This is a genomic window from Nocardia sp. alder85J (genome assembly GCF_020176955.2).
Classification (GTDB): Bacteria; Actinomycetota; Actinomycetes; order Mycobacteriales; family Mycobacteriaceae; genus Nocardia.
Genome location: NZ_JAIUCZ020000011.1, coordinates 191,321 through 207,425, shown reverse-complemented (window position 1 = coordinate 207,425; position 16,105 = coordinate 191,321). Strand labels below are relative to the sequence as shown.

The following is a 16,105-nucleotide window of genomic DNA, read 5'->3' as shown; positions in this document are numbered from 1 at the left end:
GAATCAGGCCGGGACAGGTTCGGCCACGGGGGCACCTTCAGGGCAGCAGGCCCTGCCGGGCCCGGCCCGCCCCGGCGAGCACCAGGACCAGCATCGTCGCCAGTGCCTCGTCGGCCAGGCCGGCGGCGGGGAAGGTGTAGCGGAAGATCACGTCGGCGAGCCTGTCGTGCCCGACGACGGTGATCGAACCGAACTGCAACGCCGCGTTGCGATCGGCGACGCGCTTGTGCAGCTGCGGTTTCAACGGCCGGTCCCAGGCCAGGACGCAGGTGAGGGTCAGCACGTCCAGGCCCGGCGCCAGGCTCACCGCGCGCAGCGAGCACAATGCGCCGTCGTATTCGAAGCCGAGGCCGCCGTCCTCGGCGCGGACCGCGATCTCGTACCGCGTGAGGCACTCCGCCGCGCGGTCCTGGAGTTGCGCGACCGCGGGATCGGCGGCGCTCACTTCACCCCGCCGAAGCGCCGGTCGCGCTCGGCGTACTCCAGGCACGCCGCCCACAGGTTGCGGCGGTCGAAGTCGGGGAACAGGGTGTGCTGGTACACGAACTCGGCGTAGGCCGATTGCCAGATCAGGAAGTTGGAGCTGCGCAGTTCGCCGGACGGCCGCAGGAACAGGTCCACATCGGGCATATCCGGTTCGTCCAGGTACTGGGCGAAGGTGTTCTCGGTGATCTTCTCCGGATCCAGCTCACCGGCGGCGACCCGGCGGGCGATCTCCCGCGCGGCGTCCGCGATCTCGGCGCGGCCGCCGTAGTTCACGCACATGGTGAGGGTCATCACCGTGTTGTCCTTGGTGAGCTCCTGGGCGGTCTCCAGCTCCTTGATCACGCTGCGCCACAACCGCGGCCGCCGGCCGGCCCAGCGCACCCGCACCCCCATCTCGTGCATCTCGTCGCGGCGGCGGCGGATCACGTCGCGGTTGAAGCCCATCAGGAAGCGCACCTCCTCCGGGCTGCGCCGCCAGTTCTCGGTGGAGAACGCGTACGCCGACAACCACCGCACCCCGATCTCGATGCAGCCCTCGACGGTGTCCATCAGGACCGCCTCACCGCGTTCGTGCCCGGCCGTGCGTGCCAGCCCGCGTTCCTGCGCCCAGCGGCCGTTGCCGTCCATTACCAGCGCCACGTGCCGTGGCACGAACTCCTGCGGGATGGCGGGCGGGCGAGCGCCCGACGGGTGCGGCGTCGGCGGGCGGACGGTGCGCGTGGGTTCGGCGGGGGCGTACGGGGTGCGGTGACCGATCACGACCACCATCCTGCACCACGCGCGCGCGGCGATCCCGGCGGATCCGGAAGTCCTCGCCACGCCCGGACGGCCCGTGACCGGGAGCGGACGGCGTGTCCCGGACGAAATACCGCCGCGATCGATGAATTCACACACATTCTTCCCGGGCCGGAATGCCGTGTTCGACGGAATTCGCCGCGGCGGATACCGCCGCATCCGGGTCACGAGCCGCACCCGATTCGAGCAGACCGGACAGTTGGATCTCGTTGTTGCTCTTGGCAGCCCGCAATATGGCCGCTACCATGGGATTTCGAAGCTGAACGCGTTGTCGCAGTGAGAATGCAGCGGATTTTCAGGTTCCTCTCTTTCGATCGGCTCTCCCGGATCGTGTCACCCCGGATCACCGGCGCACAGGAATAACAACACGTTTCACAGCGAGAAAGGGCCCGGCGTGAAGCCCTTCACACTGCCCGATTTCTATCTCCCCCATCCACCCCGCCTCAATTCACATCTGGAATTCGCGCGTGCCCATTCACTGGACTGGGCTAAGCGCATGGGCATTCTCGACGAACCCGACCCGGCCGGTGGCCTGGTGTGGGATGCCGAGCGGCTGGAGCGGATGGACTTCGCCCTGCTCTGCGCCTACACCCACCCGGATTGCGATGCCGAGGCACTCGCACTGGTCACCGAGTGGTACGTCTGGGTCTTCTTCTTCGACGACGACTTCCTCGCCAAATTCAAGAACGGCGGGCAGCGCGGCACCGCCACGCGATATCTGGAGCGGCTGGAGCATTTCATGGCCGAACCGGGCACCCCCGCACCCGACCCGGAGAATCCGGCCGAGGCCGGGCTCGCCGACTGCTGGGCGCGCACCGCCTCCTCGATGTCACCGGCCTGGCGGCGGCGCATGGTACTCAGCACTCACAACCTCATGGTCGAATCCCTGTGGGAGCTGGACAATATCGCCCGCGAACGAATAGCCAATCCGCTCGAATACATCGAGATGCGCCGGCGGGTCGGCGGTGCGCCGTGGTCGGCGAATCTGGTCGAGTATGCCGCCGGGGCCGAGGTTCCCGATCGGTTCGCCACCGAGCGCCCGCTGCGGGTGCTGTGCGACACCTTCTCCGATGCCGTCCACCTGCGCAACGACCTGTTCTCCTACGAACGGGAGGTGCGCGTCGAGGGCGAGAACGCGAACGCCGTGCTGGTGCTGGAGACCTTCCTCGGCCTGCCCACCCAGACCGCGGCGAATCTGGTCAACGATCTGCTGACCACCCGGCTGAAGCAGTTCGAGGACACCGCCGAAGTCGAAGTGCCACAACTGTTCTCGGCACGCCTGGCCAGTGCGGCCGAACAGGCCGCGGTCGGCCGCTACGTCCTCGGGCTCCAGGATTGGCAGGCCGGCGGGCACGAATGGCACCTGCGGTCCAGCCGCTACATGAACAGTGGGCTCGACACCGGGCCCACCGGCCTGGGCACCGTCACCGCTCGCCTGATCCCGGGGCTGCGCATCCAGCTGAACCAGCACACCCCGCCCGCACGCTCGCCGGGCACGCTGCCGGTCACCGGACTGACCCCGCCCGGCCCCGCCACCCCCAACCCGCATCTGGCCGCGGCCCGGGACGACCTGCCGCGGTGGGTCGCGGCGACGGGCCTGCTGGATCCGGCCGCCCCGGGCTGGACGGCGAAGTCGATGGCCGAGGCCGATTTCGCGCTGTTCGCCGCCCTGGTCCACCCCGAGGTGAGCGAATCCGAACTGGTGTTGCGGGCCCGGTGGTGCGCCTGGGGTTTCCACGTCGGCGACCTGCTGTCGCACGCCTACCGCGCGCTGCCGTCGGCCGGCCGGGAGCAGTTGCGCCGGCTGCCGCAGTTCCTGGCCGACCCGCCGCCGCAGCCGCCCGTGACACCGGTGGAACGCGCGCTGGCGCAGTTGTGGTGCGACACCTCCGCCACCACCGAGGCCGCCACCCTGAGGCAGGTGCGGGCCGCGGTACTCGATTCCGTCGAGTCCTGGCAGCTGTGGCTGGACAACGAGATCCGCCGCCGCATCCCCGACCCCGTCGACCACCTGGAGAACCGCCGGGCGGCCTTCGGCGGCCGGCTGGTCACCGCGCTCGGCCGGCCCGCCGGGCACCCGTCCGCCGCCGACGCCCTCGCCGACACGAGTGTGCTCCGGCAACTGGAGAATTCGGCGCTCGACCATGCCGCACTGGTGAACGACCTGTACTCGTACCGCCGCGAGATCCACGACAGCGGCGAACATCAGAATCTGGTCTACATCACCCAATCGTTCCTCGGTTGTACCCGCGACGCCGCCCGCGACATCGTCGTGGATCTGGCCGAGGAGCGGCTGCGCCAATTCGAGCAGACGGCGCGCGACAAGCTGCCGGTGTTCTTCACCGACCACGCGGTCGCCGCCGCGACCCGGGCGGCCGTGCTCGCCCAGGTGCACCGCTGGCAGCAGTATCTGGCGGGCAATCTCGCCTGGCATACCGGCACCGGCCGGTACACCGCCGCAGCACCACAGCGGCCACGGCCGCGCATCGCCGGACCGACCGGGCCGTTCGTCAGCGCACTCGGTGGTCGCCGCACCAATACCGGGAGGCCAGCATGAGCACAGCGACCGCCGATGCCGATTTCGGCGCATCCTTCCCGCCCGAGCCCCGGCGCGGATCCTCCGCTCAGGCCCGGCTCGTCCTCACCCGGGCCCAGTTCCTGACGAAACCGTTGCTGCGCACCGCGATCGACTCACTGCCCGGCGAACTGCGGCTCATGTCCGGGTACCACCTCGGCCTGTGGGACGAGCACGGCACCGAGACCGCCACCGGCTCCGGGAAGGGCATGCGGCCGGCCCTGGTGCTGGCCGCCACCGCCGCCGCCGGTGGCACACCGGAGACGGCCGTGCACGCCGCCGCCGCGATCGAACTCGTGCACAATTTCACCCTCATCCACGACGACGTCATGGATCGGGACGCGTTGCGCCGGGGCCGCCCGACGGTGTGGCGGGTGTGGGGTATCGACAACGCGATTCTGGTCGGCGACGCCATGCACGGCCTGGCCGTGCGCACCCTCGCCGAGGCCCCGGTGTCGTCGCCGCAGTCGGTGATCCAGCTGACCGACAGCGTCATCGAGCTGTGCCTGGGCCAGCAGCGCGACTGCGCCTTCGAGACCCGCCAGCACATCACCGTCGACGAATGCCTCACCACGGTCCAGCAGAAGACCAGCTCCCTGCTCGGCTGCGCCTGCGTCCTGGGCGCACTCGCCGCGTCCGCCCCGCCGCCCGTCGTCGAGCGGATGAACTGGTTCGGCCGCGAACTGGGCGTCGCCTTCCAACTGGTCGACGACCTGCTCGGGATCTGGGGCGACCCGGCCCGCACCGGAAAACCGGTCGGCAACGACCTGATTCGGCGCAAACGCTCCCTGCCGGTGGTCGCCGCCCTCACCTCCGCCACCTCCGCCGGGCGCGACCTGGAAGCGCTCTACCGCGCGAACCACCCCCTGAGCCCCGCCGAGGTCGCCCGCGCCGCCGACCTGATCGTCGCGGCCGGTGGAAAGCAGTGGGCGCACACCGAATCCCAGCGCTACCTGCACTCCGCGATCGGCCCGCTGCTGGACCATCCGGCCGCCGCCGACCTGCTCCACCTCGCCGACGCCGTGGTCCACCGCGACCGCTGAACCCCGCCCACCGCTCACCGCAGCGACTCCAGATCCCGCAGCAATTCGGAGACGACGACCGGGCCCAACGCCACCAGTCCGTCCACGTCGGCCAACGTGACCGCCTCGACCGTCTGCTCCGGATTGCTCATCGGGTTCCGGCCCTCGATCCCGGGACGAAATCGCACCTGCACCGAACCACCCTCACCCACCGGCACACTCACGAATCCGATCACCCCATCGCTCGGATACCCCTTCTTCCACCCGTGCGATACCAGCCGCAGAATCCGCCCGGTGGGCACCACCATGCCGCGATACCGCTCCACACCCGCCTCGACCTCCGCACACCCCGGCGCGAAGACAGCCCGCTCGAGCTGCGAAAATGGTTGCAGTAGTTGATAATCGGCGAACACCTCCGACCAGGCGGCCAGACTCTCACCCAGATCCAGCGGGTGCGCCACCCCGACGATCGCATCGTCGGGCAAGGTGAGCAGCTCGTCGTGGACATCGGCGAGCGTGCCATCGGCATCGACACGGAACGCACCGACGACGCGCTCACCGAATCCGATGGCCCCGGGGGCAATCTGCTCACCGACCTCGCCACCGGCAGCAGACTCCGCCGCGGCGCCGCCGGCGGCCGCAACGCGCTCAGCGGCAATGCCGTCAGCCACAGCCGCACGATCACCGAGCCCGCTTTCCACCGGGGCACTGGCAGCGGCGTGGTCCTCGAAGCTCGAACCTTCGTGGGCCGTACCGCCGGCGACCATGCCCGCAGGGACCGCGGGCCGGAGATCCGCGCCGGGTGGGGCGAACACCACCCACACCAGTCGCATGGCCAGCTGCTTCAGGAGCGGATGGTCCAGGAAGATCTGGCGGTGGGTTTCGGCGGTCCAGCGGCGGCGGCGCACCATCGCCGCCTCCAGGCGCGCCGACTGATCGGTGACCGCGGACTGCAACAGCTTCTTGAAGGAGCCATAGGCGGTGTGCGCTGCCAGCGCCACCGCCGGATCGTCGGACTTCCCCGGCTTCGGCAGGGTGGCGCGGGGAGTGCCGTCCTCATCGCGGACCACCGGCCGCAACTGCGCGTCCAAGCCGACCACGAATCGCCGCGTCCCGTAGTCCACCATCATGGTGCCCGCCGCCGAGAGACCGAGATCCGGGACGGCCCGGTCGGCGAACTCCGCCTCGGTGCTGCCCTGTCGTTCGCAGACATCTCGGATGGCGCGTTCGACCTTGCGGCGCAACATCTTCGAGACCGAGGCCTCCCGCAACAGCTGCAACTGCATGCAGGCGTTGGCGGTGCCGATCATCACCAGCATGTCGACGGCCTCCACGGCCCGGTTGATCGCCTTCTCCGTTTCCGCGAGGCGGCGCAACCGCGCGGCGGTGTCGTCGTTGCCGAGCAGGCCCAGCGCTCGTAGCGGCCAGAAGTTGCGCTTGGCCGGGAAGCGGGCCGCCTGCCAGGCACGGAACAGCGCCCAGGCGAACTCGCCCGCGGAGGCCGGGTCCACCACCTCCGCGACCGCGCGCACACCGGCGTAATCATCGTCCGGACGGCACATCATCAGCATGCTGACGAGATGGGCGACCGCCGATTCCGGTAGCGCGAGGGCCCGATCCCGCAACCGGATCCTGGGCAGCGCGGCGAGCCGCACCCACTCGGGCGGCTTCGGCACCCGAGTGGGCAGCCACAGCAACGGGTCACCGTCCAGGCATTCGATGACGACCCCGTAGACCTCGTCGCCGAACTCGGCCGCCGCCGCCAGCACCTCGGCCCGGTGCCCCGAACGGTCCAGCATCCGCAACACCCGCTCCGCGGCACGGCGTTGCTTCACCACGGAACCGACCGCGGCGGGGATCAGATCGCGGGCGGCCGCCGCGGCGTGCCGGCGGAACCAGTTGCGGCTGATTCGTTCCTGGCTGTCGTCCAGCCAGTCCACCATCATCCAGGTGACATCCGTGCCGACGACGGGCTCCCAGAGGCTTCCCGAACCCCATGCGTGCGTCGGTGTGCCCTCGGCGAGGAAGGTGACCACCTCGTCGCCGTAGCGGCCGAGCAGCCGCAGATGGCTGTCCAATCTGGCCTGCATGTAGCCGTATTCGTCCTGGTACCAGAACGGGATGCGGCCGTGGATCGGGAGTTCCGGCAGCCAGGCCAGATGCGGGCGGGCGAGATGTTCGGGCGCGTCGGCCAGCACCTCGACGACCCGATTGTGAGGCGTGGCCCGCATCGCCTCGATCTCGTGCTGCCACGCCTCGTCGCTACCGGTGCGGCGAGGCGGAGTGTCGGCCCAGCGTTGCCGCTCACCCGGCAGCCATTCCAGCCGAAACGGCCGATGCACCGCCGCCACCTCGACCACACGCGGCCGAATCCGCTTGCGCTGCAACCATGGTGGCGATACCAGCAGCTCGGGAAGGTCCTCCGCGCCGGCCTCACCGAGCGCGGCGCCGACGACGCGGAGACCGGATGTCGTTGCGATGTGTGTCAATTCGTCCCCCGAATGCTCGTGCGGTCCTACTCGGCACGGAATCTAGCGGAGACGACCGACAATCCGCCCCGACGACGAGACGCGGACGGAGACACCGCACGGCCGACACGATGACCCGGCACCGCAGCGGACACGGCGAGCCCGGCACGGCGGTTGTGCGCTGCGCACCACACGACTGTCGGCCCGGCGCACCGCACGGATGGCCGGTGGCCCGAGGGTTCAGCCGACCCGGCTGTCGGCGGCCTCGACGGCCCCGTGCGGGCGGGTGCGCTCGATCAGGGGCAGGGTGCGGAGTTGGCGCTCCAGATGCCATTGCAGGTGGGCGGCGGTGAGGCCGCTGGCCTGGCGGCGTATTCCGGTGGGAACGGCGTCCACGCCGCTCCAGTCGCCGCGGTGCAGGGCGCTCATCAGGTCCAGGACACCCAGGGCCGGGGTGGCCGCGCCCGGTGGACGGCAGTGCACGCAGACCGCGCCGCCGGCGGCGACGTGGAAGGCGCGGTGCGGGCCGGGGGTCGCGCAGCGGGCGCATTCGTCCAGGGCTGGCGCCCAGCCGGCGAAACCCATGGCGCGCAACAGGAATGCGTCGAGGATCAGCTCGTGCGGACGGTGGCCGGCGGCGATGGCGCGCAGGGCGCCCGCGGTCAGGGTGTGCAGGCGGGGGGCGGGGGCGCGCTCCTCACCGGCCAGGCGTTCGGCGGTCTCCAGGACCGCGCAGGCGGTGGTGTAGCGGCCGTAGTCGGCGACGATGTCGGAGGCGAACGCCTCCACGGTGTGTACCTGGGTGACGGTGTCCAAGCTGCGGCCGGGATACAACTGCACGTCGACATAGGCGAACGGTTCCAGTCGCGCGCCGAACTTCGAGCGGGTACGCCGCACCCCCTTCGCCACCGCGCGCACCAGCCCGTGCTGTCGCGTCAGCAGCGTGACGATGCGATCGGCCTCGCCCAGCTTGTGCTGGCGCAGCACGACCGCCTGGTCCCGGTAGACACGCACCCCGCCATCCTCGCACGCTTCCCCGCCGACCGGACGGGGACCGCCCCGAGCGCGGCCGAGGCAGACCACCCGAGCGGAGCGAACCCGGACCCCTCGAACGCGGACCGCCGGGAACCGGTGGACGTGAACTGAACGACTCGACGGGAGACGCGGGTCCGGCGAATACTCGAGTCGGCAAACACCCGGATCACCGCGAGTCAGTGGAAGGCCGACCACTGGTGACCGGCGTCACCGTACACCTGGGCGATGCGCGGGCCTTGCAGGGTGCGCAGCAGCAGGGTCATCCAGCCGGATCCGGCCTGGCCGATCGCGAACTGGTCGACCTCCACCGACACCTGCTCCGGGCCGCGCAGGTCCACGGTGAGACCCGGATGGCCGAGCGGCGCCTCGACCAGGGTCTGACGGTTGCCCCAGATCACCAGCCGGCGGCGGCTCAGCGCCACGGTGCCGCCGTCGATGTTCTCCCAGCTGGCCGACGAATAATGCAGCGCGGTCCGGTGATTGCGACGGGCCAGCGACCCGCTGAACGGGGCGAACACCACCATCCCCTCCGCTTCGAGGTCCGAACGCAATTGGGGTGGTAGCTCTTTCACACCGAAGACCCGCGGCATCCACTTCACGCCGTGGATCGTAAGGTCACCCGGCCGGGACTGCGAGCCACAATTCGGACACGGTCCCGCTACCCGGCCCGGAAAATGTCCGGAGGGTGCTTCCCGATCATGGATATTCGACCGGCGGGCCGCTAGCGTTCCTGCGGCAGGGAGGAGTTCACGATGACGGCATCGAAACAGCAACCGGGACTGACCGAGTTGGCGGCCGCGATCGCCGGCGGCAGCGTGACCTCGGTGGCCGCGACGACGGCCGTCCTGGACGGGATCGAGGCGACGCAGCCCACCCTCAACGCCTTCCGCGTGATCCGCCGCACCGAGGCGCTGGCCGAGGCCGCCGCGGCCGATCGCCGCCGCGCCGAGGGTGCGCGCGCACCGCTGCTCGGCGTGCCGATCGCCATCAAGGACGACACCGACATCGCCGGTGCGCCAACGGCCTTCGGCTGCGGCGGCGAGTTCCCGCCGCAGGCCGAGGATGCCGAGGCGGTGCGCCGGTTGCGGGCGGCGGGAGCGGTGGTCGTGGGCAAGACCAACACCTGCGAGATCGGGCAGTGGCCGTTCACCGACGCCGCCGCCTTCGGCTACACCCGCAACCCGTGGCACGCCGAGCACACCCCCGGCGGCTCCTCCGGCGGCGCCGCGGCGGCGGTCGCGGCCGGATTGCTGCCCGCCGCACTGGGTTCCGACGGCGCCGGATCGGTGCGCATCCCCGCCGCCTGGACCCACCTGGTCGGCATCAAACCGCAGCGCGGCCGCATCTCGACCTGGCCGCGCGCGGAATCGTTCCACGGGCTCACCGTCAACGGGCCGCTGGCCCGGACCGTCGCCGACGCCGCGCTGCTGCTCGACATCGCCGCCGGACCACATCCCGGTGATCGGCACACGCCACCGGCGATCAGCGCGTCCGAGGCCGTGGGCCGCGATCCGGGAAAGCTGAGAATCGCTCTGTCCCTGCGTATTCCGTTCACCGCCACCCGGACCGCACTGGATCCCGAGGTGGCCGCGGCGGTACACGAGACCGCGGCGGTGCTGCGCCGCCTCGGCCATACGGTCACCGTCGCCGACCTGCACTACGGCCTGCTGATCGGCGCCGCGTTCCTGCCCCGCTCGATGGCGGGGGTGCGGGCCGAGCTGGCGAAACTTCCCGGCGCCCAGGTGGATCCACGGACCCGCGCCAACGCCGCCACCGGCCGGTGGCTGGCCGGGCCCGCGCTGGCGCTGTCCCGGGCGCTGGAGCCGTTGCTGCACAAGCGCATCGGCCGCTTCTTCCACGACCACGATCTGGTGCTCGCCCCCACCACCGCCACTCCCCCGCCGCCGGTGCACGCCATGGACGGCCTGGGCAGCTTCGCCACCGACGCCCTCATCACCGCCGCCTGCCCCTACACCTGGCCGTGGAACGTGCTGGGCTGGCCCAGTGTCAACGTTCCCGCCGGGTTCACCGGCGCCGGGCTGCCGGTCGGCGCGCAACTGATGGGCCCCGCGAATTCGGACGCCCTGCTGATCTCCGTTGCCGCCCAATTGGAATCGGAGCTGCACTGGGAGCGGGTCCGGCCACGGCCCTGGTGGCAGGCCGGATGACGGTCAGAACCCCAGCCTGCCCAGCTGTTTCGGATCCCGCTGCCAATCCTTGGCGACCTTCACGTGCAGGTGCAGGTAGATGCGGGTGCCGAGCAGATGCTCGATCTGCTTGCGGGCGGCGGTGCCGACCTCCTTCAGCCGGGATCCGCCGCGGCCGATGACGATCGCCTTCTGACTGGGCCGTTCCACGTAGAGGATCGCGTGCACGTCCAGCAGCTCACCGGATTTCGGCGCTTCCTCCTCGCCGTCCTCGGCTTCGCGCGGCAGCACCTCCTCGATGACCACCGCCAGCGAATGCGGCAGTTCGTCGCGGACGCCCTCCAGCGCGGCCTCGCGGATCAGCTCGGCCATGAGCGTCTCCTCGGGCTCGTCGGTGAGTTCGCCGTCGGGGTAGAAGGCCGGTCCCTCCGGCAGTTTCGACGCGATGACGTCGACGAGCACCTCCACCTGCTCACCCCGCACCGCCGACACCGGCACCACCTCGGCCGCCGGGCCGAGCAGTTGCGAGAGCGCCAGCAGTTGTTCGGCGACGGCGCCGCGATCCACCTTGTCGATCTTGGTGACCACACCGATCAGCGTCGTCTTCGGGGCCATCTGGTTGATCTGCTGCACGATCCAGCGGTCGCCCGGCCCGATCTTCTCGTCGGCCGGGATGCACAGGGCGATCGCGTCGACCTCCGAATAGGTGTCGCGCACCAGATCGTTGAGCCGCTGGCCGAGCAGCGTGCGGGGCCGGTGCAGGCCGGGGGTGTCGACCAGGATCAGCTGCGCGTGCTCGCGGTGCACGATGCCGCGGATGGTGTGCCGGGTGGTCTGCGGGCGGGAGGACGTGATCGCGATCTTCTGCCCCACCATGGCATTGGTGAGCGTCGACTTGCCGGTGTTCGGCCGGCCGACGAAACAGACGAACCCGGAACGGAATTCATCGCTCATTCGAACACCTCCGATTCGGTGTCCAGGTCGAAACCCTCCGGCACGCGCGCGCCGGTCAGATCGGACGCCACCGCCTCCACGATGTCGTACACCGCCCCGCTGCGATCGGCGAGGATGATCCGCGCCGCCGGCGTCACCTCGCGCACCGCGGCGACCCCCTCGTCGCGCAACTGGCCACCGACCACCAGCGCCGCCTCGAAACCCTCGGCGCCACTGGACAGGGCGGCGGCGACGGCGGCCTGCAGGGCGGTCAGCGAGAGCGCCTGCAGGCGCACCGGGCCCGCGGCATAGGTGCGGCCGTCGCTGTCGCGCACGGCCGCGCCGCTGCCGTGCCCGGCGCGGGCCATCGCGCCGCGCGCCAGCACCAGCAACTTGTTGTCCTCGGCATCCAGGCCGGTGGACTTCGGTTCAGTCATCGCCAACTCCCTCGTCGAGTCCCGGCTTCCCGCCGGATCCGTTCCCCTGCCGATCATCGATGGTGTGCTCGGCGCCGTTGCGGCCGGTCTCCCGGCCCGGCTTCTCGGCCTTCTCCGGGGCGCGCCGCACCACCACGGTGTGCACCCGGACCCGGCCCCGGGCATCCGCGCCGCCCTCACCGCGCAGTTGCAGCCCGTGGACCACCGCCTTCGACCCCGGCAGCGGCACCCGGCCCAGGGCGTGGGCGAGCAGGCCGCCGACGGTGTCGACATCCTCCTCGTCGACCTCCATGCCGAACAACTCGGCCAGATCCTCGACCGAAAGCCGTGCCGACACACGGTATTTGCCGCCGCCCAGATCTTCCACATCCGGGATCTCGTGCGTGTCGTACTCATCGGCGATCTCCCCCACGATCTCCTCGAGGACGTCCTCGATGGTGACCAGACCGGCGATGCCGCCGTATTCGTCGACCAGCAGCGCCATGTGGTTGCGGCGGCGCTGCATCTCGTCGAGCAGGACGTCCAGCGGTTTGGAGTCGGGCACGAACACCGGGGCGCGCATCACCTCGCGCACCCGCACTCGTTTGCCCCGATCCATATGCTGCACAAGGTCTTTCAGATAGACGACACCGAGGATGTCGTCGACGTTCTCGCCGATCACCGGAATTCGCGAATGCCCGGACCGCACCGCCAGCGACATCGCCTGTGCCGTGGTCTTGTCCGCCTCGATCCACACCATCTCGGTGCGCGGCACCATCACCGCGCGGGCGGCGGTGTCGCCGAGTTCGAACACCGACTGGATCATCCGGCGTTCCTCGGAATCCACCACCCCGCTGGCCTGCGCCAGGTCCACCACCTCGCGCAGCTCCACCTCGGAGGCGAACGGCCCGTTGCGGAATCCCTTACCCGGGGTGATCGCGTTACCGATCACGATCAGCAACCGGCTCACCGGCCCCAGCAGCGAACCGATCACCTGCAACGGCAGCGCGGCCGCCAGCGCGATCGAATACGCGTGCTGACGCCCCAGCGTGCGCGGCCCGACACCGATGACCACATAGTCGACCAGCACCATGACCACCGCCGTCAGCAGCAGCGCCCAACCGGAACCGAGCACATGCGACAACGCCGCCGCCAGCAGCACGGTCGCGCTGATCTCGCACACCAGCCGCAGCAGCACCATGAGATTCACGTACCGGGGCCGGTCCACCACGATGCGGGCCAGCCGCCGCGCCCCGGTGCGATCCCCGCGCACCAGATCCTCCACCCGGGCCGGCGAGGTGGTGGCCAGCGCCGCGTCGACGGCCGCGAACACCCCGCCCACCGGCACCAGCAGAATCGCCAGCAGCAGCAGAACTATCGGTGTCACGCGGGATCCAGCGGATCACCGTCGGTGGTGAACCCCGTCTTCCCCAGCAGCCGCCGATCCCGCTCGGCGAGTTCGGCGCGGCGCTGCGCCTCGCGCAGGCTCTCGTACCATTCGGCCAGCAGACGATTCTGCAACCCGAACATCACCTTCTCCTCCTCCGGCTCGGCATGGTCGTAGCCGAGCAGGTGGAGCACCCCGTGCACGGTGAGCAGCGCCAGCTCCTGATCCAGCGAATGTCCTGCCCGCGTGGCCTGTTCGGCCGCGAACTCCGGGCACAGCACGATGTCGCCGAGCATCGACGGCCCCGGCTCCGCACTATCCGGCCGCCCCCCGGGCTCCAGCTCGTCCATCGGGAACGACATGACATCTGTCGGCCCCGGCAGATCCATCCACCGCACATGCAGATCCGACATGGTGTCGAGATCGACCAGCACCATCGACAGTTCCGCGGCCGGGTGCACGTCCATCCGCCCGATCACGAACCGCGCGACACTGACCAGCTCTTCCTCGGATACGTCGATACCCGACTCATTGGCGATCTCGATGCTCACGCGGTCAGCTTAGGCCACCGGCAACAACGCGCCGAGCAACGTCCGGCACACCGGTGGCCACCGCTGGGTCAGCGCCGCCCGCCCCGCTCGGCCGCGCGGCGCTGGGCCCGGTTGCCCGAATACGGCGTCGCCCCGACCTGCGGCTGTATCTCCGACTCGTAGCGGTCGTAGGCGTCCACGATCTCCGCGACCAGCCGGTGGCGCACCACGTCGCGCGAGGTCAGCTCGGCGAAGTGGATGTCCTCGATGTCGGTGAGGATCTCGCTGACCCGGCGCAGGCCGGAGACCGTGCCGCCGGGCAGGTCTATCTGTGTGACGTCGCCTGTGACAACGACTTTCGAGCCGAAGCCGAGGCGGGTCAGGAACATCTTCATCTGTTCCGGAGTGGTGTTCTGCGCCTCGTCCAGAATGATGAAGGAATCGTTGAGGCTGCGGCCGCGCATATAGGCCAGCGGTGCGACCTCGATGACGCCGGCGGCCATCAGCTTCGGAATGGATTCCGGATCCATCATGTCGTGCAGCGCGTCGTACAGCGGGCGCAGGTACGGGTCGATCTTCTCGTTCAGCGTGCCCGGCAGGAAGCCGAGCCGCTCGCCCGCCTCCACCGCCGGACGCGTGAGGATGATCCGCGTGACCTGCTTGGTCTGCAACGCCTGGACCGCCTTGGCGACCGCCAGATACGTCTTACCGGTACCGGCCGGGCCGATGCCGAACACGATGGTGTGGGTATCGATGGCGTCGACGTAGCGCTTCTGGTTGAGGGTCTTGGGGCGGATGGTCTTGCCGCGACGGGACAGGATGTCCAGGCTCAGCACTTCCGCGGGGGAATCCGAGGAGCCCTCGGTGAGCATCGACAGCGTGTGCCGGACCGCCTCGGGGGTGACCATGCGATTGCGGGTGGTCAGGGCCACCAGCTGCTCGATCACCCGCTCGGCCAGCGCCACGTCGGGAGCCTTGCCGGTCAGGGTGACCGCATTGCCGCGCACGTGGATGTCGGCGTCGAGCAGACGTTCGAGTTCACGCAGGTTCTCGTCGGCGGACCCCAGGAGGCCGAAGACGGATTCGGGAGCTAGTTCGATACTGGAGCGCACTGTCCGCGCGGCGGGGCCACCACCGTTGCCGTCGGCCCCGACACCGGCCATCGGGGTGGCCGGGTCGCCATTGTCACCTGTTGTTCGCAAAAGTTGCTCTGGCCTGCTTTCCGGTCTCGAGACCGGAGTATGCGGCCTCGAATGTCTTTCGTCGGTGAGAAAAGTCTAACGCGCGGCACCGACAGCGCCCAGTGAATAAAGCGCAACCCGCAGGTCACGGGCGTGAGACATGGGGCACGCTGCGTGCGTCCGCGGCCTGACCGGCGGCCCATTCGACGGCGAAATCCCGGAAGCCGCGGACCGCGTCCGCGGGCACCGCGGCCACCGACCAGATCAGGCCGACCGTGCGGGTGGCCCCCGGATCGGCCAGCGGGATCAGCACCGGGCCGGGACCGGCCGGGCGGGACGGATCCTCCAGCGGCACGATCGCCACGCCCAGACCGGCCGTGACCAGGCCGGTCACGGTGACCAGGTCGCTGCATTCGAAGGCGATGCGGGGCCGCAGATCGGCGGCGGCGCCGAGATCGTCCAGGATGCGGCGCATGCCGTAGCCGGGATGGGTGGTGATGAACTCCGCGTCGGCGGCTTCGGCGAGCCGGATGCGGCGCTGCCCGGCCAGCCGATGGTCCGGCGGCACCGCCAAAGCCAGCCGCTGCCGCAGCAGCGCTCGCCAGCCCAGCCCGGATTCCGCGGGGCGCGGCGACACGATGCCCAGATCGGCGCTGCCGTCCAGAACACTGCCGGTGACCCCCTCCGCGCCGTTCTGATCGAGGGTGAAGGCGACCCGGCCGGACCCACGCCGGAAATCGGCGATCAGCTGCGGCACCAGGCGGGCGCCCACCGAATGCAGGAACGACAATCGCACCACGCCGCGCGCCGGATTGGCCAGATCGGCCAGAGCCCGCCCGGCCGCCTCCAGCTCCGCGCGGGCGCGCCGGGCGTGCTCGTAGTACACCCGGCCGAAATCGTTGAGCGCCAATCGCTTCCCGTGCCGATCGAACAGTCGCACGCCGAGCCGGCGCTCCAGCCGAGCCAGCATCCGCGACAGTGTGGGCTGCGAGACGTGTAATCGGTCGGCGGCGGCCCCGACGTGCTCGAGTTCGGCGAGGGTGGTGAACCAGTGCAACTCGTCACTCGTCATGCCGCTGCTCCTGCCCGTCGCCTCTGCTAATACGTCTCACGCATCAACTCGAAGCCCA

15 protein-coding genes are annotated in these 16,105 nt (G+C 70.2%); 3 read left to right on the top strand and 12 right to left on the bottom strand.

Going from position 1 to position 16,105, the window contains the following annotated elements; all coding sequences use genetic code 11:
• Nucleotides 1-37: 37 nt before the first annotated feature.
• From LBW94_RS34935 to LBW94_RS34925, 3 genes are all read right to left on the bottom strand, one after another.
• Complete coding sequence (locus LBW94_RS34935) at nt 38-445, bottom strand: YbjN domain-containing protein (RefSeq protein WP_416277015.1); 408 nt, start codon at nt 443-445, stop codon at nt 38-40.
• Nucleotides 442-1,254: an isoprenyl transferase gene (locus LBW94_RS34930; RefSeq protein ID WP_225062095.1), complete on the bottom strand. Its 813-nt coding sequence runs from the start codon at nt 1,252-1,254 to the stop codon at nt 442-444. Before LBW94_RS34930 ends, LBW94_RS34935 begins: the two co-directional genes overlap by 4 nt.
• Before the next feature lie 118 nt (nt 1,255-1,372).
• A complete protein-coding gene (locus LBW94_RS34925) occupies nt 1,373-1,528 on the bottom strand; it encodes a hypothetical protein (protein ID WP_225062096.1) in 156 nt (51 codons plus the stop codon).
• A gap of 147 nt (nt 1,529-1,675) precedes the next feature.
• Between LBW94_RS34925 and LBW94_RS34920 the strand changes: the two genes are divergently transcribed.
• Nucleotides 1,676-3,838, top strand: a complete 2,163-nt coding sequence (locus LBW94_RS34920; protein ID WP_266272885.1) for a terpene synthase family protein — start codon at nt 1,676-1,678, stop codon at nt 3,836-3,838.
• Nucleotides 3,835-4,899, top strand: coding sequence for a polyprenyl synthetase family protein (locus LBW94_RS34915; protein WP_225061173.1), 1,065 nt, complete (start codon nt 3,835-3,837; stop codon nt 4,897-4,899). The genes LBW94_RS34920 and LBW94_RS34915 overlap by 4 nt, the downstream gene beginning before the upstream one ends.
• A 14-nt stretch (nt 4,900-4,913) precedes the next feature.
• On the opposite strand, the gene LBW94_RS34910 is transcribed toward LBW94_RS34915, so the two are convergent.
• The 3 genes from LBW94_RS34910 to LBW94_RS34900 form a co-directional block, all read right to left on the bottom strand.
• Nucleotides 4,914-7,367, bottom strand: coding sequence for a DUF4132 domain-containing protein (locus LBW94_RS34910; RefSeq protein WP_225061174.1), 2,454 nt, complete (start codon nt 7,365-7,367; stop codon nt 4,914-4,916).
• 219 nt (nt 7,368-7,586) lie between these two features.
• The gene (gene recO / locus LBW94_RS34905) at nt 7,587-8,360 is read right to left on the bottom strand and encodes a DNA repair protein RecO (protein WP_225061175.1); all 774 of its coding nucleotides are present in this window, start codon (nt 8,358-8,360) and stop codon (nt 7,587-7,589) included.
• A 197-nt stretch (nt 8,361-8,557) separates the two neighbouring features.
• Nucleotides 8,558-8,980 carry a hypothetical protein gene (locus LBW94_RS34900; protein ID WP_225061176.1) on the bottom strand — a complete coding sequence of 141 codons (423 nt, stop codon included), beginning with the start codon at nt 8,978-8,980 and terminating at the stop codon, nt 8,558-8,560.
• A gap of 153 nt (nt 8,981-9,133) precedes the next feature.
• Between LBW94_RS34900 and LBW94_RS34895 the strand changes: the two genes are divergently transcribed.
• Nucleotides 9,134-10,549 (top strand): amidase, encoded by a 1,416-nt coding sequence (locus tag LBW94_RS34895; RefSeq protein ID WP_225061177.1) that lies wholly within the window; start codon nt 9,134-9,136, stop codon nt 10,547-10,549.
• A 3-nt stretch (nt 10,550-10,552) separates the two neighbouring features.
• On the opposite strand, the gene era is transcribed toward LBW94_RS34895, so the two are convergent.
• The 6 genes from era to LBW94_RS34865 all read right to left on the bottom strand — a co-directional run bounded on the left by era (nt 10,553) and on the right by LBW94_RS34865 (nt 16,047).
• Complete coding sequence (gene era, locus LBW94_RS34890) at nt 10,553-11,482, bottom strand: GTPase Era (RefSeq protein WP_225061178.1); 930 nt, start codon at nt 11,480-11,482, stop codon at nt 10,553-10,555.
• Complete coding sequence (locus LBW94_RS34885; RefSeq protein WP_225061179.1) at nt 11,479-11,898, bottom strand: cytidine deaminase; 420 nt, start codon at nt 11,896-11,898, stop codon at nt 11,479-11,481. The genes era and LBW94_RS34885 overlap by 4 nt, the downstream gene beginning before the upstream one ends.
• Entirely contained in the window at nt 11,891-13,264 is a 1,374-nt protein-coding gene (locus LBW94_RS34880) for a hemolysin family protein (protein ID WP_225061180.1), read from the bottom strand. Before LBW94_RS34880 ends, LBW94_RS34885 begins: the two co-directional genes overlap by 8 nt.
• The gene (gene ybeY / locus LBW94_RS34875; RefSeq protein WP_225061181.1) at nt 13,261-13,815 is read right to left on the bottom strand and encodes an rRNA maturation RNase YbeY; all 555 of its coding nucleotides are present in this window, start codon (nt 13,813-13,815) and stop codon (nt 13,261-13,263) included. Before ybeY ends, LBW94_RS34880 begins: the two co-directional genes overlap by 4 nt.
• A 68-nt stretch (nt 13,816-13,883) precedes the next feature.
• Nucleotides 13,884-14,957, bottom strand: coding sequence for a PhoH family protein (locus tag LBW94_RS34870; RefSeq protein ID WP_225061182.1), 1,074 nt, complete (start codon nt 14,955-14,957; stop codon nt 13,884-13,886).
• 163 nt (nt 14,958-15,120) lie between these two features.
• Nucleotides 15,121-16,047, bottom strand: coding sequence for a LysR family transcriptional regulator (locus tag LBW94_RS34865; protein WP_225061183.1), 927 nt, complete (start codon nt 16,045-16,047; stop codon nt 15,121-15,123).
• Between the last annotated feature and the right edge of the window lie 58 nt (nt 16,048-16,105).

What these genes read in the sequence shown, in the direction of transcription:
- LBW94_RS34930 (WP_225062095.1), bottom strand. Translation starts at nt 1,254, where the DNA reads ATGGTGGTCGTGATCGGTCACCGCACCCCGTACGCCCCCGCCGAACCC.
- LBW94_RS34925 (WP_225062096.1), bottom strand. Translation starts at nt 1,528, where the DNA reads ATGGTAGCGGCCATATTGCGGGCTGCCAAGAGCAACAACGAGATCCAA.
- LBW94_RS34915 (WP_225061173.1), top strand. Translation starts at nt 3,835, where the DNA reads ATGAGCACAGCGACCGCCGATGCCGATTTCGGCGCATCCTTCCCGCCC.
- LBW94_RS34895 (WP_225061177.1), top strand. Translation starts at nt 9,134, where the DNA reads ATGACGGCATCGAAACAGCAACCGGGACTGACCGAGTTGGCGGCCGCG.
- era (WP_225061178.1), bottom strand. Translation starts at nt 11,482, where the DNA reads ATGAGCGATGAATTCCGTTCCGGGTTCGTCTGTTTCGTCGGCCGGCCG.
- LBW94_RS34885 (WP_225061179.1), bottom strand. Translation starts at nt 11,898, where the DNA reads ATGACTGAACCGAAGTCCACCGGCCTGGATGCCGAGGACAACAAGTTG.
- LBW94_RS34870 (WP_225061182.1), bottom strand. Translation starts at nt 14,957, where the DNA reads ATGGCCGGTGTCGGGGCCGACGGCAACGGTGGTGGCCCCGCCGCGCGG.
- LBW94_RS34865 (WP_225061183.1), bottom strand. Translation starts at nt 16,047, where the DNA reads ATGACGAGTGACGAGTTGCACTGGTTCACCACCCTCGCCGAACTCGAG.